This window comes from Pseudomonas sp. C2.3V (assembly GCF_058536325.1).
On sequence record NZ_JBZUBN010000002.1, the window covers coordinates 96,244 to 120,077 of the forward strand.

A 23,834-nucleotide genomic window follows, 5' to 3' on the forward strand; every position below is an offset into this window, starting at 1 on the left:
CTTTAAATGCCATTCTTGTGATATTGAATTGAGATTCAAAATGAAAAAATGTGATGGCATGAGCGCATGTTATGTTAATTATAAGTTATTGATAAATAATGGATTTATAATTTGATTGGCTCTCTTGTATGAATGGATCAATATAACGTATGGCTAAAAAATCCGATAAACGGCATTAATTCTTTTCAATATTGTTTGACTTGGTTTTGATTATATCCAGATGACTGAGTGGTCACTTAATGAATAAAAAATAAATTGAAAGGGGCGCCAAGCAAGGCAGCGTGTAATGCTCGTTATGAAAGATAGGCTTGTATGGGGAGAAGAAATACAGCTTTATGAATAGATAAGTTTATGCTGTCATAACTGATTTATGTTCTTGCTCAATTAATTAGTAAAAGTAGGCGTATTAAAACTAATTTCTTGTAGCGCCTGTCTGCAGTGCATAGGCCTTATGGCCAGAGTGCTTTTGGGTTATTCCCTCAAGAACTCGGCAGGCAAGTGATTGCTTGACACATGCTTCTGGCACCCAGTGTCGATCTAAAGGGCGTGCAACTGAGCAGGCGACCGCTAAGAGGCAGTGTCGAAATATTACTGCAGGCGTTGTCCCTGGCGCATTCCGTCAGATTTTTTGTGGTATTTCCGTCTTCAGTTATCCCGGCATCTGCCGATAGCCCTTCCGCATAGATAGATAGGCTGGCCCAAAAAAGAACAAACACACCAGCTGAGTGACTCAAAACGACATTTGACGGAAGGACTTATGAATAGCTGGTTTGGGAATATCAGCGTTACGCGCAAGCTTACGCTGGGGTTCGGTGTGGTACTGGCATTGACGCTGTTTCTTGCCTGGAGCGGCTGGAGTGGTTTGGGAAGCGTCATTCAGCGAAGCCTCTGGATGACGGAGATTTCCAAGCTGAACAGAACGCTGACAGACCTGCGTATCGCACGTCTGCAATTCATGCTGGCGAATGGGGATGAAACCAGCACCGAGCGGTTGCAGAAGAATTTGGGTATCTACCTTGAGCAGCAAAAGAAGCTCTTGGGTAGCTTTACCAACCCGGCCAATGTTGTGCTGCTGAAAAAGCAGGACGGCATCAACGGCGATTATCAGAAGTCCCTGGGCAACATGCGTGACGCATACAAGGTTGCGAATTCGGCTCGTGAGACGATCAAGAGCGAGTCGGCTGACGCGGCCAAGCTGATCGACAAGATGACCAATAGCGTCCTGCTGCTTCCCAGCTATGATGACCGTCGCTTCTCCCAGTTTCAGACTATCTCAAAGACCAAAGAAGACTTGCTGAAAACGCAGTTCCTGGTCAGTGTCTATGCCGCTAATTCAACGTCCGAGAATGAACAGGCACTGCTGGCTCAGATCGAGACAACGGGCAAGGGCATTGATCACATGATGTCCGTGTTCAAGGATGAGCTAAGTTATACGGCCCAGCAGGTAAAGGACTCGCTGAATCGCTATAGCACGGCTGTCGCCGGCTACAAGAAGGCCAATGCGGATATTGCTCAGGCTCGTAAGGAAATGACCGATCAGGGCAATGAGATCGTCAAGATCAGTGAGGAGTTGTATCAGTTCCAGCTGGATCGTCTGGCAATTGAAAGCAGCCATGCGCGTCAGCTGCAGATCGGCAGCACGATTCTGGCTCTGCTGTTGGGTGTACTGGCTGCCTGGGTGATTACCCGCCAGATTACCCAGCCGTTGAAAGAAACACTGGGTGAAGTTCAGCGTATTGCCTCGGGTGACCTGACGGCTTCTGCCCGTGTTACCCGCCGCGATGAGTTGGGTGTTCTTCAGCAGGGTATCCAGAACATGGGCAATACACTGCGTGAGCTGATTACCGGTATCCGCGATGGTGTGACCCAGATCGCCAGTGCTGCCGAAGAGCTTTCCGCCGTGACCGAGCAGACCAGCGCAGGTGTAAACGGCCAGAAGAGCGAAACTGATCAGGTGGCTACCGCCATGCATGAAATGGCCGCGACCGTACAGGAAGTAGCCCGTAATGCCGGTGATGCGTCCACGGCTGCTAGCGAGGCGGACAAGCAGGCCCGCATGGGTGACAAGGTGGTCAACGAGGCGATTGTACAAATCGAGCGTCTGGCTTCTGAAGTAAACCGTTCTTCCGAGGCCATGACCAATCTGCAGAAGGAAAGTGACAAGATCGGCAGCGTGATGGATGTCATCAAGTCTGTCGCTGAGCAGACCAACCTGCTGGCGCTTAACGCTGCCATTGAGGCCGCGCGTGCTGGTGAAGCCGGTCGTGGATTTGCGGTGGTGGCGGATGAGGTTCGCGGTTTGGCTCAGCGTACTCAGAAGTCTACAGAGGAAATCGAAGGGCTGGTGGCTGGATTGCAGGTTGGTACGCAACAGGTCGCGTCTATGATGAACGATAGCCGCAAGCTGACTGACAGCAGCGTCGAGCTTGCCCGCAAGGCAGGCGGCTCGCTGGAAAACATCACTCAGATGGTATCCAACATCCAGTCGATGAACCTGCAGATTGCGGCGGCGGCTGAACAGCAGAGCGCCGTGGCTGACGAGATCAATCGCAGCATCGTCAATGTTCGCGATGTGTCCGAGCAGACGGCGGCGGCAAGCGAAGAAACCGCGGCCTCCAGCGTTGAGCTGGCGCGCCTGGGTAATGAGCTGCAATCCATGGTCAGCCGCTTCCGCGTCTGATCCTCTCCTCAGTGCACGGTACTCGCCGTGCACTGACTCTCCAAGCGGACATATCCAGCTCAGCGCTGTTGGCTTTACAGCCAGGGTGACTACCCAGTTGCGGGCGTCTGTCACGCCCTGGTTGATCTCTGTATCAAAGAGATGCCTGCGCGCAGTGGTCTCGCTACAATAGCCATTCATTTCAATACGCCCATTTATAGGGATAGTGTCTTGGGTCTTGTCTCCTGAGTGCCGACGCTTCGGCTACGCAAGGGAAAGGGCCTCTAGCAGGGAGCTCGCTTGGTATGATCGTTGGTATAGACCTGGGAACCACCAATAGTCTGGTCGCCGTCTGGCGTGAGGGTGCGCCGGAGCTGGTCAGGAATGCGTTGGGAGATACGCTGACGCCTAGTGTAGTCGGCCTCGACGATGAGGGGCAGATACTGGTGGGTAAGACAGCACGTGAGCGGCTGCATACCCACCCCACACGAACGGCCGCCTTGTTCAAAAGGTACATGGGAAGCGCGCAGGAGGTTCGCCTGGGTGAGCGCACCTTCCGGCCGGAAGAGCTGTCCGCACTGGTGCTTAAAAGCCTGAAGGCTGACGTCGAGCGTCAATACGGCGAGCCGGTGACCGAAGCGGTCATCAGTGTTCCGGCCTATTTCAGCGATGCACAGCGCAAGGCTACCCGCATCGCGGGCGAGCTGGCAGGACTCAAGGTCGAAAAGTTGATCAACGAGCCGACAGCCGCGGCCTTGGCGTATGGGCTTCACCAGAAAGATAGCGAAACCTCATTTCTGATCTTTGACCTCGGCGGCGGCACCTTTGATGTCTCCATTCTTGAGTTATACGACGGAGTCATGGAAGTACGCGCCAGTGCAGGCGATAACTTCCTGGGTGGAGAAGACTTCGATCTCATGCTCATGGAACGTTTCGTCGCGCTTCAAGGCCAGCAGAGCGGCTTTCCTACTCTGGAGCAGGTCCGCCAGCCGCTGCGCCGTGAGGCGGAGCGCGTACGTAAAACCTTGGCGCAGGAATCCAGTAGCGAATTTGTCCTGCGGTATAACGAGCAGGAGTGGCGCCAGACGTTTACTCAGGCACAGCTTGCCGAGCTCTTTGCTCCGCTGCTGGAGCGCCTGCGGGGCCCGATTGAGCGTGCACTGCGGGATGCGCGAATCCGGGTGGCTGATCTTGATGAAGTGCTGCTGGTCGGCGGTACGACACGCATGCCCTTGGTACGCAGGCTGGCAGCAGGGCTGTTTGGCCGTTTCCCCTCCATCAGCCTCAACCCTGATGAGGTCGTTGCTCAGGGAGCAGCCGTTCAGGCGGCCCTCAAAAGTCGTGACGCAGCCCTTGAGGAGGTTGTCCTGACCGATGTCTGTCCCTATACGCTTGGCATCGAAACCTCAATCACGTTTGGTCAGCAGAGTGAAAGCGGGCATTACCTGCCGATTATCGAGCGCAACAGCGTAGTGCCTGTCAGCCGTGTCAGGTCGGTACAAACGCTCCATGACAACCAGAGCAAGGTCCTGTTCAGGATCTTTCAGGGCGAAAGCCGACTGGTGAAGGACAATATCAAGTTGGGCGAACTCGAGATTGATGTTCCTCCTCGCAAGGCAGGCGAGGTCAGCATTGACGTGCGTTTTACCTACGATAACAACGGTATTCTGGAAACCGATGTCACCATTCCGTTGACGGGTGCCAACCATCGGCTGGTCATTGAAAACAACCCCGGCGTTCTGAGCCCCGATGAGATTCAAGAGCGTCTCAAAGCCCTGGAAAAACTCAAGATTCACCCGCGCGACCAGCAGGTAAATACCCATATGGTGGCGCGTCTGGAACGTCTGTACCAAGAGTTGTTGGGCGACGAGCGCGAGACCGCGGGGTATCTGGCTACCCAGTTTCAACAGATCCTGGAAACGCAGGACGAGCGCAAGATCAGTGAAGTGCGCAAGCAGATTGCAGAGCAGCTCGACAGGCTTGAGCGGGGGACATGGTAAGCCCTATGGACTGCTGGGAAATTCTGGGTCTCGATGATGAGGCCGATGAGCGTACTATCAAGCGGCAGTACGCCAAGCTGCTCAAGGTGCATCGCCCCGATGATGATGCCGAGGCGTTTCAGCGGCTGCGCGAAGCTTATGAGGAAGCCCTGAGCTGGGCCAGAGAGCGAACCGTCGAGGAGGTCGAGGATGCCCCTTGGCCCTCCATACGCACGCCAGAAACCTTTTCCGATGCGGCCGTTGAGCCCGTGCTGCCTGAAGACAATAGTGTCTGGCTACAAGCAACCCAGGCTCATGGCTCGGACGAGGTTGAAGAGCCGGCATTCTTTCCAGGTGATGCACCTCGGCCTCGCCCAGCGCCTGATTATCCCGAACCGGCTCTGAATGCCGAGGCCTTGGCCGGACATCACGCCAGGCGTCTGCTGGAGGAAACCGTTGCCGAGAACCTACGTCAGCAATGGGCTCAGGCACAGGAGTTGAACTGCGCAGCTCCATTCCAGGCGGGACTGCTCGAACGCTGTCTTAGGCACGATGAAACCGCGCTTCTGCTCGCTGCGGTTGAACTGCTGCAGTGGCTGACACCCTGGCAGAGTGTCGTGCTCAGCGCCGGTCAGGAAGCCTATCTGACTGCAGAGCTTCTGGGACATCAGCGTGAGCATCTCGATGACCTTGGCGAAGCAGGTAACGAGCTAGGCTTTCTAGCGCAGCTCAGGATACTGAGCAAGCAACCCTGGGCGAATTCATTCGACAGACAGCAACAACTGCAGGGTTGGGTGCTGGAGATGCTGGACGAGGCCGACTATCTTACCCCTTCATTGTTCGAGGGCGTATGTTGCCTGTTTGGCTGGGATGACCGGAAGGGCATTGTACCTGCGCCGTACGAGACATGGTGTGCCCTGGTAGAGCGCTGTGAGCAGGAGGCTTATGCCCTCCGCCTGCAACAGCTCCTCAATGCAGAGCCGACAACCCCTGAAGGAAGGGCTGCTCATCTGTTGCTGGGGCCTATCTCTCATTCCGAGCAGATTCGTCTCGCCAAGGCTTTCAAGCCAGAAGACAGAGCGGCGCGTGAGACCCTAAGGGATAGTCTGAATCATCGCTACCCTGGTTTGAAGCAGCGTTTTCCAGATGCGCGACTCGATGCGTTTGTCAAGATAGAACCTAAAGAAGGCAAGCCACTTTCGTATGGCTGGGTATGGGCAGGCGCTGCTCTATTTGCACTTCTTTATACCTTGCCACAGCGGTGGCAGGAAGGGCGTCTTGACATATTTACCTTGTTCTATTCCTTGACGCTTTGGCCGCTTGTTGCCGTATGGGTAACCAAACTACTCACGCGCTTGTGGCGACCGGTAGCCAAATGGCTAGAACCGCTCGATTTGATCCTCACTTATAAGGTGCTACCTGGGCGGTTATTCAACCCAGAAACCTCGCACTGGACGCTGCTACGCAACGGTATTCCCCTAGCCGTTATGGCCTTATTTATGGGGCAAAAGGCCGGGCTTATTGCACTTGGAATCATGGGACTAGTAACTTGCGCCTGCTTTGTACGCCTGCCAGCCGGGAGTACCCCATTCGATGCGCTGGTTGCTTACTGGCGACGCAACGATTTTTCTAAAGTCATTCGACTGATCCTGATTACTGCTGCCTTTATTGTTATGGGCGGTCTTGTAGGCCTTGTTACACGCGAATCATCCCCAAATCAAAAGGTACCTGTTTCATCCAGTGCGGTGGAGCAGTGCGTCATGCACTCTGCACCTCAGGTAGCAAAGCTTTGTAACAGCGCCCAGGATGCGCAGGCTTGTATGTTGAAGTTACAAAAACTTTTCAACGAGCAATGCAACAGTCAGCAGCCCGAGCCAACTGTTAAAAATAGCGCATCAACATAAGGCTAGGCTCAAGAGGCTCAGCTTTAGGAAAGGTTTATGGACCACCCCGCGTTGTGTCATTGGCGCGGGGCTTTTCATCGTTAGTATAGTAAGCAGGTTAAGGTGCTAAGCTCTATACGAAAAGTCTTCGAGCGAAGGTCAGGCGAGGCAGGAATCGGTAAGGAGGCGGAGTTTACGTGTTGTAAATGAGCATTCCAAATCGGTTTTTAACGAAGCACCACCGAGCGCAGGTACTTTTCGTATAGAGCCTAGAGTAGTTATTCAAGGAGTAAAGCCAGCGCACTAGACATCCTAATATTGAAATTTATAAATATGATGCGTAGAGTAGTTACTTCATTGGCTCATGGTTGCCATTCTGTAGATTCACTTGGGCAGCCGTGAGCTTAGGCTTTTGACGAAGCGTCACATTTATTCATTGATATTGAAGTATTTAAATGAGCAAATCCATACTGCAAACTACCACGCTAGGCCCTTATACACTTAAGAGTCGCATTGTATTACCGCCATTGACTCGTTCGCGTAGCACCCAGCCAGGCAACATACCCAACACGCTAATGGCAACCTATTACCAGCAGCGGGCTAGCGCAGGGTTCATGGTCACTGAGGGAACACAGATCGAGCCTCGTGGCCAAGGTTATGCCTGGACGCCGGGCATATACTCACCTGAGCAGATCGAGGGATGGCGACTGGTAACCGACGCGGTGCATAAGGCAGGCGGTATTATCTTCGCTCAGCTCTGGCATGTAGGCCGTGTATCGCATACATCGTTGCAGCCAGAAGGGGCCGCGCCTGTTGCGCCCTCAGCCATAGCCGCTGAGAACGTCAGCGTATTCATCGAAACCGGCCCTGGGACTGGAGTCCTCAGTGCACCTTCAACGCCTCGTGAGCTCAGTACGGCTGAGGTAAAAGAGCTGGTCCAGTTTTACGCGCAGGCAGCCCGTAATGCATTGGACGCTGGTTTCGACGGAGTTGAAATACACGCCGCCAATGGATATCTGATCAATCAGTTTATCTCGGCGCACAGTAACCAGCGTACCGATGAGTATGGCGGTTCGCTGCACAATCGTTTGCGTTTCCTGCGGGAAGTTACCGAAGCAGTTGCTGCAGTGGTTGGCAAGGATCGAATGGGCGTACGTTTTGCTCCGCTCTTTGAGACAACGGATGAGGCGCGGGTGTATCTGGGGCTGGTTGAGGAAAATCCTCAGGAAACCTACCTGGAAGCCATTAAAGTGCTTCAAGATGTAGGAATAGCCTACCTGTCAATTGCCGAGGCAGACTGGGATAACGCACCAGAGCTTCCCGATGATTTCCGCAAGGCGGTCCGCAACACGTTTAAGGGCCGTATCATCTATGCGGGACGCTATACGTTAGAGCGTGCGGAGCGAGTGCTAAAGGACGGGTGGGGCGATCTGATTGCGTTTGGCCGTCCTTTTATTGCCAACCCCGATCTGCCTGAACGGATTGCCAATGATTGGCCGTGGACTCCAGTGGATCCTGCCACGATGTATGGGGGCACAGAGGTCGGCTACATAGACTATTCTCGATACGAGTCCTGAGAAATTGTTCAAATACCCCTTGGTAAAAATGCCAAGGGGTTCCGCTGTGATAACATTGACTGGCTGTTTACTATAAAGGAACCGTTACCGGATACCAGCAATGAGTATCGATGTCAGCTTGGCGCTTAAAGCGCTCGATAATCCTACCCGTCTCAAGATCCTGAATTGGCTGAAAGAGCCTCGCCGGCACTTTCCAAGCCAGGAAGTTGATCCTGAAACCACTGGGGTATGTGTAAGTATTATCCAGGACAAAGCTGGGCTTTCCCAACCTACGGTTTCGCTGTACTTGAGCACCTTGCAGCGCGCCCAGCTGGTTACCTCTCAGCGTATAGGTCCCTGGACATACTACAAGCGTAACGAGGCGAGCATTGCCTTATTGAAGGAGGCGCTAGGCGAGTTGATCTGATCACGAAGGGCCTGTGTAATCAGTAAGACCTCGCGCCTGATTGTAGCTATGCAAGCCTAGTAGACTGGCCTTTGCGTCTTTATTGATGTTGTCTTCGCGCTATTCAGAGCGTCTTCCTTAAATGCATGTTTGGCCTGCATGCGCTCCTGGTTATCCATAACGCCTTAAGTAGAATCCCTTCTTCCGTGGCATTGTCCTGGCGCTGCATTAGAAGCGCTTTGCTAACAGCTATCATATTTACCTGATACGTTTTGCTCTGCATTGCTGTCGCAGGCTAAAAAGATGGTTACCTATGGTACTGAGAAGCCCTTTACAGAAATGTTTCCTGATTGTGTATTCACATCGTTTTAAGAAGACCAGCCGGGCTGCACAATTACATTCCTCAGAGAATCGGTGTTGTCAAACAGTTATGGGACATGCTCAAGAATAAAAAAGGCAGCCCTAGGGCTGCCTTTTGTTAGCGTATGCCATTATTTCTTTTCGGCATATTTGCTCTGTAGCGTTTTGGCATGCTCAAGGTGCGCTTCCAGTTTAGGCAGTGCAGCCTGCGCCAGCGCCTTCAGCTCCGGATCCTTGCTGGTATTGGCTTCGTTACGGAAAATTTCGATAGTCTGCTCGTGGGCGACGACCTGGTTGTTGGCATAGGCAGCATCGAACGACTCATCGCGTACTTGAAGGATCATCTTCTTGGCCATGTCCATCAGCATCGCATTATCAGCAACTTCCAGCTTTTTTTGCTGGGCCAGTTGCTGAAGTTGCTCATTCATCTTGGTATGGTCATCGATCATTGACTGTGCAAAGGTCTTGACGTCTTGGGACTGGCTCTTTTCAAGCGCAAGCTTGGCCGTTTCTATCTCAGCAATGCCTTTTGCCGATGCATCGTTAATGAAGTCTTCAGGCGACATGGCTTCAGCTTGGTTAGCATTGGCCGACTGTGCATGGCCGGAAGTGCCGTGTGCGCTATCAGCATGGGTAGCGTTTTGGGCAAAGGCAGTCGCCGTGCCCATTGACAGCAAAAGGGCGCACGTGAAGGCAAATTTCTTAGGCAGTGCTGGGCTCATGGTGATTCTCCTGATCTAGCTTTAAAAAACACCGGATCGCTTGGCGTGCCTGGCGAGGCAGCACTAGCAATTAGTCTCATCTCCGATGATGCTGGGCTTATATAGCCTACTAGTTGTGACTGACATCCCAATCGAGTTGTTCCCAATCCTAAGCAGATCCATGAAAACACTTGTAAAAACGTGTCTCGATATTGACCGTATAAGGCCTCCATGATGAACCGTACCTGTCTGATGCCAGTCGCAAGAAGGTAAGACTGAAGAAGGCGTCGAGATGAAAAGCGAGATTTCAGCTCAGGAGCTGGGACTGGATCTATATAGTGGAGATGAGAAAGCGCTGTTTGGCTGGTTTCTGGCCAGTTACCTGTTTGGCAAGCGTATTTCGCAAACGATTGCCGCTCAGACATGGCGTTTGATGTTCAAGTCTCACGGCCATGATACGCCGCTAAAAGTGTTGGCGTGTGGTTGGCACGGCTTGGTAAGGCTGTTACGGGAGGGGCGTTACACGCGCTATGACGAGTCTACCGCCACGCGGCTACTGGAGGTATGCCAGATACTTCAAGCTGAATACGGTGGCAGCATCATGGATATCAAAAATCAAAGCGGAAGTCGTTCGGATTTCGAAAAGCGCCTGCTAGCCTTCAAGGGCGTCGGGCCAAAGACGTTGGAAATCTTCATGCGAGACGCTGGCCCTGTTCTGTTCCACTAACGAAAAGCGCAAAAAACGTGTCTGATCGCCCTCTTGTGGTAACCAGGAGCGATCTATTGAACCGCGCCTGGTTGCATACAGTGAAACCTCTTATAGATGAATACAGCTGTGCACGGCTTCAACAGGCATGGCGACGTCATCCACGGCGTGGATCATGCCTGTAGCCAACGCTGCTTCAGGGTTAAGGATACGGGGAGAAGCCTTCAGATAATTACGAATGTCCATTCGCTCGCTCGCACCCGCAGTGCGCTCCATGACGATGTCAGCATAGAGGTCCAGGTCATAATCCAGACTCATGGCATATTCAGACATCCGCGCATGGTCAATTGCCCCATGCAAGCTCCAGTGAAATGGATGAATCAGAAACTTGCTGTGGCGACAGGCTGTGCGGTGGCGTCCCGCCAGGAACAGAATGTTACCCATGGACTCGACGGTCCCGAGGTTGTGCGTATGGACCGGAATCGGAAGCGATACCAGGAAGTTGTACATCGAGAAGCCGTAGCTGCAGTCGCCACCCATGGTCGCAATCTTTATGAGCAGGCTAGAGGCGTCCTGCTGCAAGGCATTGGAGCATTTCTCGATCAGCTGACCACACGTGGTTGAGTTGATGGGGCCAGTGAAATTGATAACGTGTGTGGTCATGATGGGTACGACTCAAGGATTGGGTCTGCGATATTGGCAGCGGCTACTGCCTAATAAGCAGATCGGCATTCTTGGGCAATCCTTGAGCGTTCATGACAGCAGGTAGGCTACCTGGAACGTTATTGGTTTCTTGAGGCCGACCATTTTGATTTTTAGCGATGGAATTTCTGATCAAGCTTTCATCCTCAACAAAAAAGGCGCCTGTGCAGCGCCTTTTTCCTGTTGCGGGATTAACTCAATACGCCTGTGAGGTATCGACCTGTACGGCCTTCTGCATCTTCGGTGGCAGCGGGTTGCTAGTATTGGTTGGCAGTGACTGTTGGTACAGGTTGGTCAGCATACCTTCCAGCGGCAGGTTATCCGAAGAGTCGCCTACAGAGATCATGTAACGACCAGCATCAGCAAGCCAATTCCATGTGTTCACATCGAAGTAGGCCAGCGAACGCGCGTCCAGCTGAACGGTGACCTGCTTGGACTGGCCGGCTTTCAGGAACACTTTAGTAAAGCCTTTTAGCTCTTTCTTCGGACGGTCGATCATTGCCTTTTTGGGGCTGACATAAACCTGGGCTGTTTCATAGCCATCCTTATTGCCGGTGTTGGTGACGGTAAAGGTGACGTCGATGGTTGAACCAGGTGTCAGCGACTTCGGACCAATCTTCAGGTCAGAGAAGCTGAACGTGGTATATGACAGACCGAAACCAAACGGGAAGAGTGGCTTGGTACGCTGCTTATCCAACCCACGATATCCCATGTATACACCTTCCGAATATGTCATCTCGGTCTGGGCATTGTCACCCACGTACAAATCCGGATTCGGGTAACTGGCATAGGCAGGGTTATCCTGGATACGCTTTTCGATCGAGATCGGCAGCTTGGCAGAGGGGTTGGTATCGCCAAACAAGATTTCCGCCAGGGCCTGACCGCCCAACTGACCAGGATACCAGGCATGTAATACGGCCTTGGACTTCTTCACCCAGGGCTCAAGGTTCATGCCGCCACCGCCATGCAGCACAACGATAGTGTTGCGGTTGGCCTTGATGACATTCTGGATAAGATCGCTCTGGTACTCAGGCAGATCGAATCCATGATCCGATGCTTCGCCTTCGTACTCGCTGTTGAAGCCTACGGCTACCATGACAGCGTCATATTGGCTCAGGTCTTTAGGCGCAGCCAGCGACGCCCAGCTCATCTGCAGACCATACAGGCTACCCGACGTTGGAATATAGTGATCGTTGACGCGGCTATATTCGAGCTTGATGTCGTAGGTCTGGCCGGCTTTGAGGTTATATGCCTTGCCCGAGTGAGAGATTGAGTCCGCCAGGTCGTTGGACAATGGTTTGCCATCGAAGTCGATGACCAGCTTGTTGTCTACCCATAGCTTGTAAGCGCCATCACCACGTACCTTGAATACCTGGTCGCCATTGACGGTCGGTTTGATTTTGCCGGTAAAGCGGGCCGAGAAATTATCCTGGTCCGGGCTGAAGCCATCAATGGTAGTGACGCCATTGGCCGTGACGTTCTGTGCCTTCAGGAAATCCCAGTTTATACCGGGTTCAATACGCTTGACGGCGGGCTCGCCCGAGAAGTTTGGATTGTTGAAGTATTCAGCTGTCAGACCTGCTACGGTCTCGGTGGAGCCGGTGCTGTCATTGGAGGTGTACCACTCCGACGTTTGCGGATCGAGAGACAGTGCCTGGATATAGGTGATCTGGCTTTTATCCTGAGCCAGTTGCTGCAGGCCTTGCAGCTCGGTGGTATAGGTATTGGCGGCAGACCAACCGGTACCGAAGGGGTAGGGTGGACGCTGCTTTGCGATATCACCAATCACAGCAATGCGTGCGGTTTTAGGCAGCGGCAGCAGGTTATTGGAAGAGCCTTTTGCTTTCTCGTTCTGTAGCAGAACGATGCCCTGCCGGGCCATATCAAGGGACGTGCTCAGACTGCGCGGATCGTTACCTATGTGCGATGCGGTCGGCAGGCCTTTGTCAAAGCCAAAGCCAATCATGGCGCGCAGGTTACGACGGACCTTCTCGTCGATCACTGACACCGGCAACTGACCACTCCACACGTACGGCATCAGAACGGATTCGTTCATCTGTAGGCCGCTGGGCATGTCCAGATCAGCACCAGCCATCGCCGCCTTGTAGCCGTTCTGGATGGAGTTGAAGTCGCTGACAACGAAACCTTTGAAACCCCATTCGCCCTTGAGCATGTCGGCGATCATGCTGTGGCTCTCGCAGGCATAATCGCCGTTGATCTTGTTAAAGCCACACATGATTGACGCGGGATTGGCATTCTTGACCAGAGACTCGAAGCCGGGCAGGTAGATTTCACGCAGGGTGCGATTGTCGACCTTCACATTCAGGTAATGGCGGTTGGCCTCCTGCTCGTTCGCGACAAAGTGCTTGGCACCTGTCCAGATACCTTGAGCTTCGATGCCATTGGCGACAGCTGGCGCCAGCACGGCACCCAGGAAGGGATCTTCGCCGGTCAGGTGCTCAGCAGAGCGGCCATTGTAAGGCGTACGGTACATGTTGAGGCCGGGAGAGAGCAGTTGCTGTCCGCCCGATGCGCGAGTGTCGTAGCCAATAGCCAGACCGTAGGTTTTGGCCAGGTCCACGTTCCAGGTTGCTGCCAGCGCGGACTGGGCAGGGTACTGCACCCCGAACATGGTGCCTTCAACGGTTACGCCAAGAGAGGAATCGCGGGCTAGAGTGCCCGGCAAGCCAAACTTGGGCATGGCACGCATCATGTAGCCGTTATCGATATTGATGTAGCTGATTTTGTCCGACAGGGACATCTGGGACAGGATCGACTCGACTCTGCTTTCGACTTCCGGACCTTGCTTGAGGGGGGCAGCCCAGGCGCAGCTGGCACTTGCCAAGGCTACGGCTAGCAAGGATCTGCTGGCCACAGGAAAAACACGAGTAGGTTTCTGCATGTTGGTGGGGGTCCATCCTAGGATTTACATAATCAGCGTGAGGCTGATCTCATTTGGAATATGAAGGGCGCTTAAAATAACCGTACTGTTCAGTTTAGTTATTGGACAAGTTCACACTTTTGAAAGCAAAGCGCTATTACTTTGCTTTTATCTGGTGGCCTATGAGTATTAAAACGCTATTAAGTTTTCTGGTGTGACGATCTGCCTTAGCATGGCAGGATTATGTTGGTGATCATGGACGCAGGATGAGAACGAAAAGCCCAAGCAAACGCCGCGAAATAGTGGACGTTGCCTCGACGGTTTTTATGGAGTTGGGCTTTGATCAGGCATCTATGTCTGAAATTGCCAGCCGCGTAGGCGGTTCAAAAGCGACGCTCTACAACTATTTCAGTTCCAAGGAAGAGCTGTTTGCCGAATGTATCCGCGCCAATGCTGCCAAGCATTTTGAGCCAATATTTGCGCACCTTCCGCTAGACGCCGATTTGCCCGAGATGCTGGAGCGGTTTGGTAATGAATATGTCCAGACCATTATTCGACCTGAAATCATGCAGGGCCGACGCCTGGTGCAATCGAGTGCCGGAAACAGCCAGGTAGGGCTTATCTACTATGAGAACGGACCCAGGATTGGCTGGTCTCGAATGGCAGAGGTGCTCCGTAACGCCATGGATAACGGTGTATTGGAACCTTCTGATCCTTGGGTAGCGGCGCTACATCTCAAGGCTTTGCTGGAGGCCGAGTTCCATGAGCAGGCTATGCTGGCGTTAGAGCCCGCCATTGACCCGAGCCTGATCGGCCCCGCCGTGCAAAGGGCGGTAGCCTTCTTTCTAAAGGGGTATCGTCTGCAGACGTAACCTGCCGCTTTTTAGGGGGGGGGTTAAGCTTATTCTGGTGAGGTGCGGAGCATTTCGGCTGCTGCTTCGGTGGTCTGAGGTGTAGATTCACGGTGTAGGCCTTGAAGTACGCCTTTACGGTCCGCTTCGCTGCGGTTCTGGCTCATCTTCCATTTTCCTTCCAAGCGGGAAACGTGGATTTCTATACCGACAATTCGAGACAGTTGCTCGTCAATGAAGTCGGCTGGCGCATCGGTCATTCTCCAGGGCGTGTCCTGAGTAGCCTCATGTGCACGGGTCAGGCGAGCCACAAGGCCTCTGACCCATTGGGCATCGTCTCTGACCTTGATCCGTCCGTAGGCATGTACGGTGGCATAGTTATAAGTCGGCACGACCCGGTGCGTTTCAAGTTTACTGGCATACCAGGAAGGTGAAATATAGGCGCTTGGCCCCTGGAAGATGACAAGCGTTTCGTCATGGCCATTAAGCGCTTCCTGCCAGAGCTGGCTGGCACGCGCCACATGAGCCTTGAGAATGCCTAGACCCGTCTCCTCGCTTTCCAACAAAAACGGAAGATGTTCGGCAGACAAACCATGACTTCCCTGTATAACCAAGGCACCCAACGGGTGCTCCTTGACGAAGCGATGCAGAACGGCTGGGTCCGTTTCCTTGAAAGGGGTCGGAAGGTACATGCGCAAGGCTCCGTTAGAGAATCAATGTAACCTTAACGGTATGCCTCCAGAGACAACCATATACAGAATGCAGCAGATTGAACATTACAGTTATGAGGTCCGTGCTGAATTACGGAATGCCATTTCTACCATAGACCAGAAAACCGGAGCGCTCAGCCAGCCGATCATAATAAGTGTTCAAGGCGGGTAGATGGGGATGTGTTACAGGCGTTTCGAACCATCGGTTCACAGAAAGACCGATCGGAATGTCCGCAAGCGAAAAGACTTCACCTGCTACATAACCCTGGGTTTTCTGAAGCTGGGCGTCAAGTATGGCCATACATGCTGACCATTGGCGATGACTCTGGCTGATTTGTTCTGGATCCTGATGGCTGGATAACCGCCTCACCAGCGCTTGGAAGGCATAGCTCCAGGAGGGGTTCAGCGTAGAGGCCTGCCAGTCGATCCACTGATCAATGATGGCGCGACCCTTATTCTCCACCGGATATAGAGCCTCTCCATTATAGTGGTTCGCCAGATAGCGAATGATTGAATTCGATTCCCACAAGACGAACCCCTTGTCCTGGATAACCGGGACCATGGCGTTGGGATTCAGAGCTAGAAAGTTCGGATCATCCGTTGGCCTGAACCCTGTGCCCCACTCTTCAAGAGTGAAGGGAATGCCAAGCTCTTCGCACGTCCACATGACCTTGCGAACATTGATCGACGTCGCCTTTCCCAGAACCGTCAGCATAGTATTTCCCTTTAGAGGTTACTGCTGATTCTACCCATTGCCTGAAATGGTTGGGTATTTCTCAGGACGTCAATGTTTCAAACCAGCCTGCATAGGGCGTGTTGGTAACTCGTCGACGGTTATAGTCGGGCGCTCCGTCTGTCCACCACACTGGCCCACGCTCACCTAAAGCGCGCTTGGCTTCATCGACCCGGTGGCGAGCCTGCTGTTCAGCCGCTTTGTCGTGGTTGCGCTTCGCTTGCCCCACCTCTCTGCGCGCCGTCATCAACTCGCGGGTAAGCACCTTGCGTTGCGCCTCTGAAAGTGCAGGATTGGTGCATCGCCAGAGTTGACCACGTACCACGAAATAGCGGCCATCAGGCGTAACGGGGTAGGGGGGCGTATCAATACTCATAGGTGTACATATAGGCCCGTGAAAACTTTTTAGAGCGTTGGGCGGACAGGTTTATTTGCTCGAGAGATGCTAGGAAAACAGCAGAGCAAGTTGGCCTAGGTCGAACACGGAGCATGCTTCATGGATAGTGGTTTAATCGTGTGCCGCAGCGGGTTGATCAACTGGAGGTATTGTTCAACCCGTTCAAGAAGGGTCAGGTACTGGGAGTCGCAGAGTACGCAACACCCGTTACCATATCGATTAGCTGGCCGATCGACCACGGTTTGGGCAGAAACCTGACCTTGTACTTGATGCTGGCAGTGGCTGGCGTGTCATAACCGGACATTACAATGATTGGGATATGAGGCCATGTAGCGCCTACATGATTGGCAAGTTGGGCACCGTCCATCGAGCCTGGCATACGGATGTCGGTGATCAGCAGGTCGATATCTGCCGCCTTGTCCTGCAGAAGGGCATGAGCCACGTCGGCCGACTCTGCGGTCATGACGTTGAAACCCTCGCCATCCAGAAGCTCACGGACGAATTCCCGAATCACTTCCTCATCTTCTACAACGAGAACAGTGGAGGGGGTGCGGTTGGTACCTTGTGTCGATTGTTGACTATACATATGTCAGTGCTTTTCCAGATATCTGCCAGAAGCCGTCGTCAAACGGATGTACTCGGAGGACTCGGCGTGTTCCCTATGTGGTTCGAAGAAATGGACACAAAGAGAGTGATTAAGTGCCAGCCGGAGTCATGATATTGGCGAATTTGTTGTATCCGTACAGGCTTGGCCAAAGCGTTAGGCTTGGATCTGGACGAGTAGCTTACAAGTAAAATAGATGTATAAAAGCCAGCAAGATGCTGGCTTTTCATGCAGGTACCGTTTATTTTCTGACCCACTTTCCATTGAGCTGGATGTATTGCCCCGCGGGTGTCTTCTCGATCGCCTTCTTGCCGGCGATGGCTTCTACATCACCCAGCTGGATGCCATTTTGCTGAGCCAGACGCTGGTACTCATCGCGGCGGGCCTGATTGATCAGATTGGCAATTTCGGTGCCTTGGCTGCTCCCGTCAACCGCGCCCAAGTAGCCATTGGGTTGTTCGCCCACCTGGCCACTTGCCTTGGCATGGCTCAGGGTGGCCATCGCCTCGTTGAGGCTCATGGCCCAGGCGGGACTGGTGAAAAGCAAGGCCAGCATCAAACTGGCAACACGGATTCGCATGGCTGGTTCCTTAGAATAGACCGCTGTTTTCGCTGAGAACGTTGTCCAGTGCCTTGTCTACCTTGATGTAGATTTCATGCTGGATTTTTACGTTCAGGTTGATGTTGATCGGCTCGTTTGGAACCGCGACCTGTACGGTAGGTGTACAGGCTGCTGTCAGGAGGCATAAGAGCAACATGCCGAATAGTGGGCGCAACCCCATCAGGGCTTCTCCTCGGGTTTGGGGCCAGTTTGATCACGACGCAGGCGTTCCTGCACACGACGTTGAATGGTGTCGCTGACTCGGTCAGTCAGTTGCAGACTGGTCAGTAGTTGCGGAATGTTTTCTTCAAGGTTGATTCCAAAGTTGAACGCTCGTCCCTTTTCAATATCAGGGTTGCGGCCCTCCAGGCGGAGTGAAAGCATCAGTGTACCGTCTTCACGGTAATCAACGCCGCTACGCAGTACCTCGTAATGGAAATCGTCGAGCGCATCGGCTACCAGTTTCATCCCGGGATTGCTCCGCCCCAGCGCCTTGATTCGATCCGAGCGGAAGCGTAGCACGCCTGCTCCACGTGCGCCGACAACGCCTTGCTCGACGCGAATACCCTGGCGCGTCCAGTGCAGGGGTAACTGCCCGTCAATTGTACCTTCGCCGCTGAGCCCCTCGGTCGGGTAGGCTTCCAATAGTGAAGCGACTTGCAGACCTGAGAGATGCACCGGCAGCGCAAGCGTGAAGTCGCCCAGGTTGCCTTGGCCTGGCGGTATCCACAGGCGACCTCCCAATATGGCCGTTTGAGCCTGTTGCCAGGACAGCGTGCCGGCCAGTGGATCATCCAGCCGAGCGCGATAGGCACCGCTCAATTCAAGAGGGCCTAGAGTAAACCCTGGGTTAAGGCTATCGGCTTTGAACGCAGGCAATGCTACGCTCAGCTGATCCTTATTCAAATCAAGCGCAACCTTTGCACCAACGCCATTCATTTCCAGACGATCGTAAATGCCGCCCAGACCTTGAGCATCCAGATCAATATGCAGGTTCATGTCGCCTTGTTGAGGGATACGAAGGGCAAGCTGACCGTCAAGACGTCCCGTATTGAATTCCAGCAAGGCCGGCCAGGCGGTAAATGTGGCTGCAAAGGGATTTCCAGCCCGCATGAATAATGTGTCCAGTGTGCCTTCCAGGACGAATGACTGATCAGGAGACTGACGAAGCCGGGTCTTGAGGCTGAGGCCTGTATCGGTCCTGAGTGTACCATTTAGACCTGGCGCCCGATCCGTCAACTCAAGCTGTCCATTCCAGTTCCATTTGGCAGCTTTGAGCTGCGGGTGAGCAATGCGCTTGGTCTCGAGCTGAGTGTTGCCCTTCAATATGAAATGCACGTCCTGCTGATCGTCCAGCCGCCCCATCAGGTTGAGCTCAGGCGAAGTTGCAGATACGTTGTCCAGGCGTGTCCCCGAAGTACCGCTACCGATGTCCAGCTGGCGCGCACCTAGCATGATATTGGAGAAGGTCAGCTCAGCACTGCGCTGATCCATCTTCCCTTGCGCCTTTAGTTTGATGTCGAGAGTGTGAACGGCAACGCTGGATTGCTTAAAGTTTGGAACGGTTCCATGCAAATCAAGCCCATCCACCCGGAGGCGCCAAGGGGCCTGAGTAGCAACCTTAAGGCGTCCTTTCAGGTCCAGAGCTGCTTCGCCACGAGAGGCTAGGGTAAAGTCGAGGGGGAGCAGCACGTCCGGCTGATCAATAGATGCAGGTGTCTGCGCCCGGATATGGAGTTGGTCGGGTCGTATACCCTGCGGGAGTTGGAGCTGCCAAGGTTGGTTCCTTATTGCAAGTTGCAGATCGGCTTGCAGGGCTCGAGGCATTACATAGCCGTGATCCACTGTAGCATCCACGCTGGCATCGCCTTGAAGTGATCCCAGTCCTGGCAATGGCCAGGCTTGGGGTAAATGCGCATCAAGCCGAATACTGCCTTGTGCATTAAGCAGGGACTGGAGGTTGTCAATTGTGTTAGGTAGGGACAACTGCCAGTCACCTTGTAGTCGAAGAGCACCCGGCAGGGATTCAGCGTTCACGGCAGGCATTGGCCACCACTGGTTGATCCAGTCCAGAACCCAGGGGCCTTCATTAAAGGCAGGAATCAGGAGATCACCGCTCCAAGCCACTCCGTCGCCGTGGGGCGTTAGCGCAGTCCGTAGCACAAGCCTTGGCTGATCATCAATGGCAAGGTTGGCTGTCAGGCGCGGTGCCTCTGGTGTGCCCTCAAGCAAGGCCAGGGTTTGTAATGTGCGCCCCTCATGACGAAGCGTGAGCTCCAGGCTGAGGGGCAAGGCCTGGTTGCTTGCCTGGCTTGCACTCAAGGAGCCTTCCAACCTGCATTGGCCTTGTGCGCAGGGCAGAGACAACGTGAAATCAGGTGCATCCAGACGATCGGGTAGCCATGTCGGTATGGCGAGAGGAGCGTCAAGGTGCAGAGGGCCAATAGGCTCACCGCTGGTACCGTTTGGAATAGCAGCCAGCGCGAGCTCAACGTGATCGATCCTGAGATGACGCCCGGTCCACTCAAACATCAGTGGCCCGGTGTTGAGTGACTGCTCTGTACCATCTTTATCGGCTTGGACAAGCGATAGGCTCTGTAACCCTATCGAGTGAGTATTCAGATACAGCCCTTGTAGATTCCAGTGTGTAATACCCAGCGAGCGAATCAACAACGCAAGGCCGAGCGAACCGGATGCCAGCAATAACAGGAAAACTACACTGGCCCAGCCTAAACGCCGAAACCAGCGTAGGGCGCGAGAAGAATTGACGTTAGACAGTGGACTCACCGCTCGAATACAGGCTCGACGTTAGGGTGAAGCGTCTAAACCACTGAATCAACCCTGGTGCCTTCGTTTTGCATTAAATGCTTAATTTTTCTCAGTAATACCAGCCCATTATAAAGCTACCGAATTACCATAACACCTCTGTAATCAAGACGAAAAAGCCCCGGGTGTTTAACCCGGAGCTTGGCGAACACGCCAATGTTACAAGCAGAATGTTAAAACAAAGTTGAACACCAGGGCGGCGATGAAGCCGAGTGGCGCTGCCTTGAACAGGAGCTTGGGAAAGAGAGCAGAGCGGCTTTGTTCAGTGGGGCATGAGCCCAGCAGCAGGCTTCCACCGGAAGAGAAAGGCGAAATAGAGGTTGCCTGTGCTCCCGCCACGATGCAGATGAAAATGATCATCGGATCAATGGACAGGTTAGCGGCAATTGCGGGCACGATCGGGAAGAGCGCAGGTGTTACCACGCCCAATGTACTTGAGAACAAGGACATCAGCGCCGCGACGACACCAAAAGCAACAGGTACGAGGACGGCCGGTATGTTGGCGCTGATCCAAGACGCCAGGAGATCAACCGTGCCGGCCTTGATCGCAACCGAGATCAGCATACCTACGCCACAGATCATGATGATGGTAGACCAGGGGAGCGTAGCCATGACCTTGCGCTCATCGCCCAGCTTGAGCAGCAGTGCAATCACGGAGAAAACACTGGCGATCAGACCAATATCCATCTTCGAGTTGATAAAGCTGATCGTGTCATTCTGCGGGAAGACAAGGTGGGCGATAGGAGCCACCAAGACAAGCCCCATCATTAGAAGGGTCAGCCACAGCGTGGTTTTCTGATCTTTCGTGAACGGCGTAGGTGCACTGATGTTGAACGCAGCCTCCCGCATGGATTGTTTGTGCCCGCTGAACAAGAGAAACCCGGTGATGACCAGCAAAGGAATCACGATCGTACTGGCGAAAATACCAAAGCTGTTTATAAAGGCGGTTTCTTCCGGAATTCCCGCATTCACCATCAGGCTGCGGAAAATGATCCCGCTTTGGCTGGAAACAAAATTGGCCCCTCCGAGGGCTCCGTAGTTCACCGCCATCGCGCCCACGATGAGACTCATGCCCGTACGTTCACACAACAGCAACGTGATCGGCGCCATGAAGGCCAGTACGGTATAGTAACCCGCGCCTAAGGCAGCAATCAGGGCGGCAGTAACAAAGACGGCGTAGGGCAGCAGATAGGGTACTTTTCTGCAGCTGTACAGCAAATGCTCCGACAGTTTTTCCAAGGTGCCGTTAACGATGGCAAAACTGTAGAACAGGCATACCGAGAAAATGATAAAGAAGATTTTGAGTGGCCAGAGGTTGATGACCTCCGACGGACTCATACCCATCACAAACGAGCCGATCAGGTAAGCGAAGGCGATAGCAAACAGGCCGATATTGATCCGGGTCTTGTACCCGAGAACAATGGCAACGGCAATCGCCGTCACGACGAGCAGACTCATCATAATTGTCTTTCCTTGTTGTTATTGTCTGGTTTTCAGGGCTTGAACTTGAACAGTCTGGCCGGGTTGTCCACCAGCACTTTCCTTCTTTCCAGCGCATCCGGGAGGAGGGAGGTCATTATTGAAAACTGGGCATCATAATCGGTCCGGTCCTCGAAGCGGGTATGAGGCCAATCGCTACCCCATAACAGCTGATCTGAGTGCCCATAGGCGTTGCGCAATATATCAATCATTTGGGTGGCTTGCTCTAGACTGGCCTTGCTTCGATAGGTGGCGGACAGCTTGACCCATATAGCCGAGTCAGGCAGGAGCGACAGGAAGGCCTGATGCTCTGGCGTTTCAGGATCTATACAGCCGGCGGGCAAGCCGAAGTGGTCGATTACAACATTGACCCCTGCATCCAATAGCGTTGGAACGATAAGGCAGAGGTCTTCCATGGCACGCTGGATTTCGACCGACCAGTTTCGGTTTGCCATCTTCTTGAAAAAGGTTTGCCACCGTGGCTGTGAGTAATCCTCCAGCGGAAGTCCGACCAGGTTCAGTCTTATACCCACTACTCCTGCCTTTTCCAATTCATTGAGTTCGTCGTCACTGACTTCGGGATCGACTACCGCTGTGCCACGTAACCGTTCCGGATAGACCCGCAGCGCACCTACCATGAAGTTATTATTGGTCCCCAGGAAGCTGGGCTGTACCAACACGCCATGGGAAAGCCCGCAATGCTCCAGATGAGCCAGATAGCTTTCCACAAGGGCATCGTAGTCAGGGCTGTAGCGCCGGTTTTCGGTCAGGGGAAGGTCACGGGAAAAAATATGTGCATGTGTATCGATACCCGTGATAGGCATATATGGCTGAGACATGGGCACTACCCTTGTTGTGTGTTTTTGGCAAAGGTCACCACCGCCCTTGCCCATAAAACATATATTCATCTATATGAATAGAGGACCGTATAGCGATGCGTGTTGGCTGTCAATGCATCACCCGACGGTGCTCGTGGTAAAGTAGGTCTACCAGTCGTTTGGATGACGATATGAACAACGCAAAGCTGGGACAGGATGAGCGTTTACCGCTCTATCAACGGTTGAGTGATGAAATACTGGCCAGGATTGCGTCAGGTGAATGGTTGCCAGGCCAGTCGATCCCCACCGAGGCTGAATTGACCAAGCTCTATGGCGTTGCCATCGGGACGGTGAGAAAGGCAGTGGATACGCTGGTGAGCGAGGGCTTGCTCGAACGAAGCCAGGGCAGGGGGACGTTTGTTCGTCGGCCAAGCTTCAATGCCTCATTCTTTCGTTTTTTTCGCCAGATAGATTCGTCCGGTAGCCAGGCTGTGCCGACCAGTCAGGTACTCAGCCGCACGCTCGAGCAGCCTCCTCAGGCCGTGATCCATGCACTAATTCTCAAGAAGCATGAGCAGGTAGTACATCTGGAGCGCGTCCGTGTTATCGAGGGGCAGCGGAAGTTCTATGAGGATATCTGGCTTCCCGGCTCGAAGTTTTCCAGGCTTCTAGACGTAGACCCGGGCAGGTTCGGCAATCTGCTTTATCCCTTTTACGAGCAGCAATGCGGCCAGCATGTCGCATCAGCGCAGGAAACGCTGACGGTGGAATCGGCTTCGGCTGAAACGGCTCGGATTCTGGAAATCGAGGAGGGCAAACCGGTTGTCGTGATCGAGCGTATCGCGCTGGGCTATGACCGGCTTCCCATTGAGTACAGAGTGTCTCGAGGTACGGCAGAAGGCTTTCGTTACCAAGTCAAGATAACCTAAAGAGTCACTTTAAATCGGCCGTTTCCAATAATTATCCTGGACGTTCTCCACGG

The 23,834-nt window shown here is 53.4% G+C and carries 20 protein-coding genes and 1 pseudogene; 9 read left to right on the forward strand and 12 right to left on the reverse strand.

Annotated elements, in window-relative coordinates:
* Positions 1 to 892 precede the first annotated feature (892 nt).
* The 6 genes and pseudogenes from AC4LF3_RS20280 to AC4LF3_RS20305 all read left to right on the forward strand — a co-directional run.
* Positions 893 to 1,825 (forward strand): annotated as a pseudogene (locus tag AC4LF3_RS20280) (methyl-accepting chemotaxis protein); the annotation flags it as partial.
* Complete coding sequence (locus AC4LF3_RS20285; protein ID WP_371106396.1) at positions 1,817 to 2,680, forward strand: methyl-accepting chemotaxis protein; 864 nt, start codon at positions 1,817 to 1,819, stop codon at positions 2,678 to 2,680. The pseudogene AC4LF3_RS20280 and the gene AC4LF3_RS20285, both read left to right, overlap by 9 nt.
* A 284-nt stretch (positions 2,681 to 2,964) precedes the next feature.
* The gene (locus tag AC4LF3_RS20290) at positions 2,965 to 4,659 is read left to right on the forward strand and encodes an Hsp70 family protein (protein WP_491836489.1); all 1,695 of its coding nucleotides are present in this window, start codon (positions 2,965 to 2,967) and stop codon (positions 4,657 to 4,659) included.
* A gap of 5 nt (positions 4,660 to 4,664) precedes the next feature.
* Positions 4,665 to 6,542, forward strand: a complete 1,878-nt coding sequence (locus AC4LF3_RS20295; protein ID WP_491836491.1) for a J domain-containing protein — start codon at positions 4,665 to 4,667, stop codon at positions 6,540 to 6,542.
* 434 nt (positions 6,543 to 6,976) lie between these two features.
* Positions 6,977 to 8,098 carry an alkene reductase gene (locus AC4LF3_RS20300; RefSeq protein WP_491836493.1) on the forward strand — a complete coding sequence of 374 codons (1,122 nt, stop codon included), beginning with the start codon at positions 6,977 to 6,979 and terminating at the stop codon, positions 8,096 to 8,098.
* 100 nt (positions 8,099 to 8,198) lie between these two features.
* Complete coding sequence (locus tag AC4LF3_RS20305; protein ID WP_010798560.1) at positions 8,199 to 8,504, forward strand: ArsR/SmtB family transcription factor; 306 nt, start codon at positions 8,199 to 8,201, stop codon at positions 8,502 to 8,504.
* A gap of 470 nt (positions 8,505 to 8,974) precedes the next feature.
* Here the strand turns inward: AC4LF3_RS20305 and AC4LF3_RS20310 are convergent, their stop codons facing one another.
* Positions 8,975 to 9,565, reverse strand: a complete 591-nt coding sequence (locus AC4LF3_RS20310; RefSeq protein WP_010798559.1) for a DUF4142 domain-containing protein — start codon at positions 9,563 to 9,565, stop codon at positions 8,975 to 8,977.
* A gap of 271 nt (positions 9,566 to 9,836) precedes the next feature.
* Here AC4LF3_RS20310 and AC4LF3_RS20315 point away from each other — a divergent pair, with 271 nt between their 5' ends.
* Complete coding sequence (locus AC4LF3_RS20315) at positions 9,837 to 10,271, forward strand: HhH-GDP family DNA glycosylase (RefSeq protein ID WP_434136604.1); 435 nt, start codon at positions 9,837 to 9,839, stop codon at positions 10,269 to 10,271.
* A gap of 90 nt (positions 10,272 to 10,361) precedes the next feature.
* Here AC4LF3_RS20315 and AC4LF3_RS20320 read toward each other — a convergent pair whose 3' ends face one another.
* Both AC4LF3_RS20320 and AC4LF3_RS20325 read right to left on the reverse strand, forming a co-directional pair.
* Positions 10,362 to 10,913 carry an ATP-dependent Clp protease proteolytic subunit gene (locus AC4LF3_RS20320; RefSeq protein WP_434136605.1) on the reverse strand — a complete coding sequence of 184 codons (552 nt, stop codon included), beginning with the start codon at positions 10,911 to 10,913 and terminating at the stop codon, positions 10,362 to 10,364.
* A 235-nt stretch (positions 10,914 to 11,148) separates the two neighbouring features.
* Positions 11,149 to 13,854: a beta-glucosidase gene (locus AC4LF3_RS20325; RefSeq protein WP_491836496.1), complete on the reverse strand. Its 2,706-nt coding sequence runs from the start codon at positions 13,852 to 13,854 to the stop codon at positions 11,149 to 11,151.
* Positions 13,855 to 14,099: 245 nt separating this feature from the next.
* Between AC4LF3_RS20325 and AC4LF3_RS20330 the strand changes: the two genes are divergently transcribed.
* Positions 14,100 to 14,705, forward strand: a complete 606-nt coding sequence (locus AC4LF3_RS20330) for a TetR/AcrR family transcriptional regulator (RefSeq protein ID WP_491836497.1) — start codon at positions 14,100 to 14,102, stop codon at positions 14,703 to 14,705.
* Positions 14,706 to 14,734: 29 nt separating this feature from the next.
* On the opposite strand, the gene AC4LF3_RS20335 is transcribed toward AC4LF3_RS20330, so the two are convergent.
* From AC4LF3_RS20335 to AC4LF3_RS20375, 9 genes are all read right to left on the reverse strand, one after another.
* Positions 14,735 to 15,376 carry an FMN-binding negative transcriptional regulator gene (locus tag AC4LF3_RS20335; protein ID WP_491836498.1) on the reverse strand — a complete coding sequence of 214 codons (642 nt, stop codon included), beginning with the start codon at positions 15,374 to 15,376 and terminating at the stop codon, positions 14,735 to 14,737.
* A 109-nt stretch (positions 15,377 to 15,485) separates the two neighbouring features.
* Positions 15,486 to 16,109, reverse strand: coding sequence for a glutathione S-transferase family protein (locus AC4LF3_RS20340; protein WP_019363879.1), 624 nt, complete (start codon positions 16,107 to 16,109; stop codon positions 15,486 to 15,488).
* Between the two features lie 61 nt (positions 16,110 to 16,170).
* Positions 16,171 to 16,503, reverse strand: a complete 333-nt coding sequence (locus AC4LF3_RS20345) for a hypothetical protein (protein ID WP_491836501.1) — start codon at positions 16,501 to 16,503, stop codon at positions 16,171 to 16,173.
* A gap of 193 nt (positions 16,504 to 16,696) precedes the next feature.
* The gene (locus tag AC4LF3_RS20350; RefSeq protein ID WP_019363877.1) at positions 16,697 to 17,110 is read right to left on the reverse strand and encodes a response regulator; all 414 of its coding nucleotides are present in this window, start codon (positions 17,108 to 17,110) and stop codon (positions 16,697 to 16,699) included.
* A 259-nt stretch (positions 17,111 to 17,369) separates the two neighbouring features.
* On the reverse strand, positions 17,370 to 17,708 hold the full coding sequence (locus AC4LF3_RS20355; RefSeq protein WP_219652274.1) for a YdbL family probable chaperone protein: 339 nt from the start codon (positions 17,706 to 17,708) through the stop codon (positions 17,370 to 17,372).
* Between the two features lie 10 nt (positions 17,709 to 17,718).
* Positions 17,719 to 17,910, reverse strand: coding sequence for a YnbE family lipoprotein (locus AC4LF3_RS20360; RefSeq protein WP_019363875.1), 192 nt, complete (start codon positions 17,908 to 17,910; stop codon positions 17,719 to 17,721).
* Entirely contained in the window at positions 17,910 to 20,516 is a 2,607-nt protein-coding gene (locus AC4LF3_RS20365; RefSeq protein WP_491836504.1) for an intermembrane phospholipid transport YdbH family protein, read from the reverse strand. Before AC4LF3_RS20365 ends, AC4LF3_RS20360 begins: the two co-directional genes overlap by 1 nt.
* 198 nt (positions 20,517 to 20,714) lie before the next feature.
* On the reverse strand, positions 20,715 to 22,016 hold the full coding sequence (locus AC4LF3_RS20370; RefSeq protein ID WP_491836506.1) for an SLC13 family permease: 1,302 nt from the start codon (positions 22,014 to 22,016) through the stop codon (positions 20,715 to 20,717).
* Positions 22,017 to 22,048: 32 nt separating this feature from the next.
* Positions 22,049 to 22,873: an amidohydrolase family protein gene (locus tag AC4LF3_RS20375; RefSeq protein WP_491836508.1), complete on the reverse strand. Its 825-nt coding sequence runs from the start codon at positions 22,871 to 22,873 to the stop codon at positions 22,049 to 22,051.
* Positions 22,874 to 23,043: 170 nt separating this feature from the next.
* Here AC4LF3_RS20375 and AC4LF3_RS20380 point away from each other — a divergent pair, with 170 nt between their 5' ends.
* Positions 23,044 to 23,781, forward strand: a complete 738-nt coding sequence (locus tag AC4LF3_RS20380) for a GntR family transcriptional regulator (protein ID WP_491836510.1) — start codon at positions 23,044 to 23,046, stop codon at positions 23,779 to 23,781.
* Positions 23,782 to 23,834: the final 53 nt, after the last annotated feature.

Bases quoted from the DNA above. Each gene is read 5' to 3' on its own strand.
- AC4LF3_RS20285 (WP_371106396.1), top strand. From the start codon at position 1,817: ATGGGCAATACACTGCGTGAGCTGATTACCGGTATCCGCGATGGTGTG.
- AC4LF3_RS20290 (WP_491836489.1), top strand. From the start codon at position 2,965: ATGATCGTTGGTATAGACCTGGGAACCACCAATAGTCTGGTCGCCGTC.
- AC4LF3_RS20295 (WP_491836491.1), top strand. From the start codon at position 4,665: ATGGACTGCTGGGAAATTCTGGGTCTCGATGATGAGGCCGATGAGCGT.
- AC4LF3_RS20300 (WP_491836493.1), top strand. From the start codon at position 6,977: ATGAGCAAATCCATACTGCAAACTACCACGCTAGGCCCTTATACACTT.
- AC4LF3_RS20305 (WP_010798560.1), top strand. From the start codon at position 8,199: ATGAGTATCGATGTCAGCTTGGCGCTTAAAGCGCTCGATAATCCTACC.
- AC4LF3_RS20310 (WP_010798559.1), bottom strand. From the start codon at position 9,565: ATGAGCCCAGCACTGCCTAAGAAATTTGCCTTCACGTGCGCCCTTTTG.
- AC4LF3_RS20315 (WP_434136604.1), top strand. From the start codon at position 9,837: ATGAAAAGCGAGATTTCAGCTCAGGAGCTGGGACTGGATCTATATAGT.
- AC4LF3_RS20320 (WP_434136605.1), bottom strand. From the start codon at position 10,913: ATGACCACACACGTTATCAATTTCACTGGCCCCATCAACTCAACCACG.
- AC4LF3_RS20325 (WP_491836496.1), bottom strand. From the start codon at position 13,854: ATGCAGAAACCTACTCGTGTTTTTCCTGTGGCCAGCAGATCCTTGCTA.
- AC4LF3_RS20330 (WP_491836497.1), top strand. From the start codon at position 14,100: ATGAGAACGAAAAGCCCAAGCAAACGCCGCGAAATAGTGGACGTTGCC.
- AC4LF3_RS20335 (WP_491836498.1), bottom strand. From the start codon at position 15,376: ATGTACCTTCCGACCCCTTTCAAGGAAACGGACCCAGCCGTTCTGCAT.
- AC4LF3_RS20340 (WP_019363879.1), bottom strand. From the start codon at position 16,109: ATGCTGACGGTTCTGGGAAAGGCGACGTCGATCAATGTTCGCAAGGTC.
- AC4LF3_RS20345 (WP_491836501.1), bottom strand. From the start codon at position 16,503: ATGAGTATTGATACGCCCCCCTACCCCGTTACGCCTGATGGCCGCTAT.
- AC4LF3_RS20350 (WP_019363877.1), bottom strand. From the start codon at position 17,110: ATGTATAGTCAACAATCGACACAAGGTACCAACCGCACCCCCTCCACT.
- AC4LF3_RS20355 (WP_219652274.1), bottom strand. From the start codon at position 17,708: ATGCGAATCCGTGTTGCCAGTTTGATGCTGGCCTTGCTTTTCACCAGT.
- AC4LF3_RS20360 (WP_019363875.1), bottom strand. From the start codon at position 17,910: ATGGGGTTGCGCCCACTATTCGGCATGTTGCTCTTATGCCTCCTGACA.
- AC4LF3_RS20370 (WP_491836506.1), bottom strand. From the start codon at position 22,016: ATGATGAGTCTGCTCGTCGTGACGGCGATTGCCGTTGCCATTGTTCTC.
- AC4LF3_RS20375 (WP_491836508.1), bottom strand. From the start codon at position 22,873: ATGTCTCAGCCATATATGCCTATCACGGGTATCGATACACATGCACAT.
- AC4LF3_RS20380 (WP_491836510.1), top strand. From the start codon at position 23,044: ATGAACAACGCAAAGCTGGGACAGGATGAGCGTTTACCGCTCTATCAA.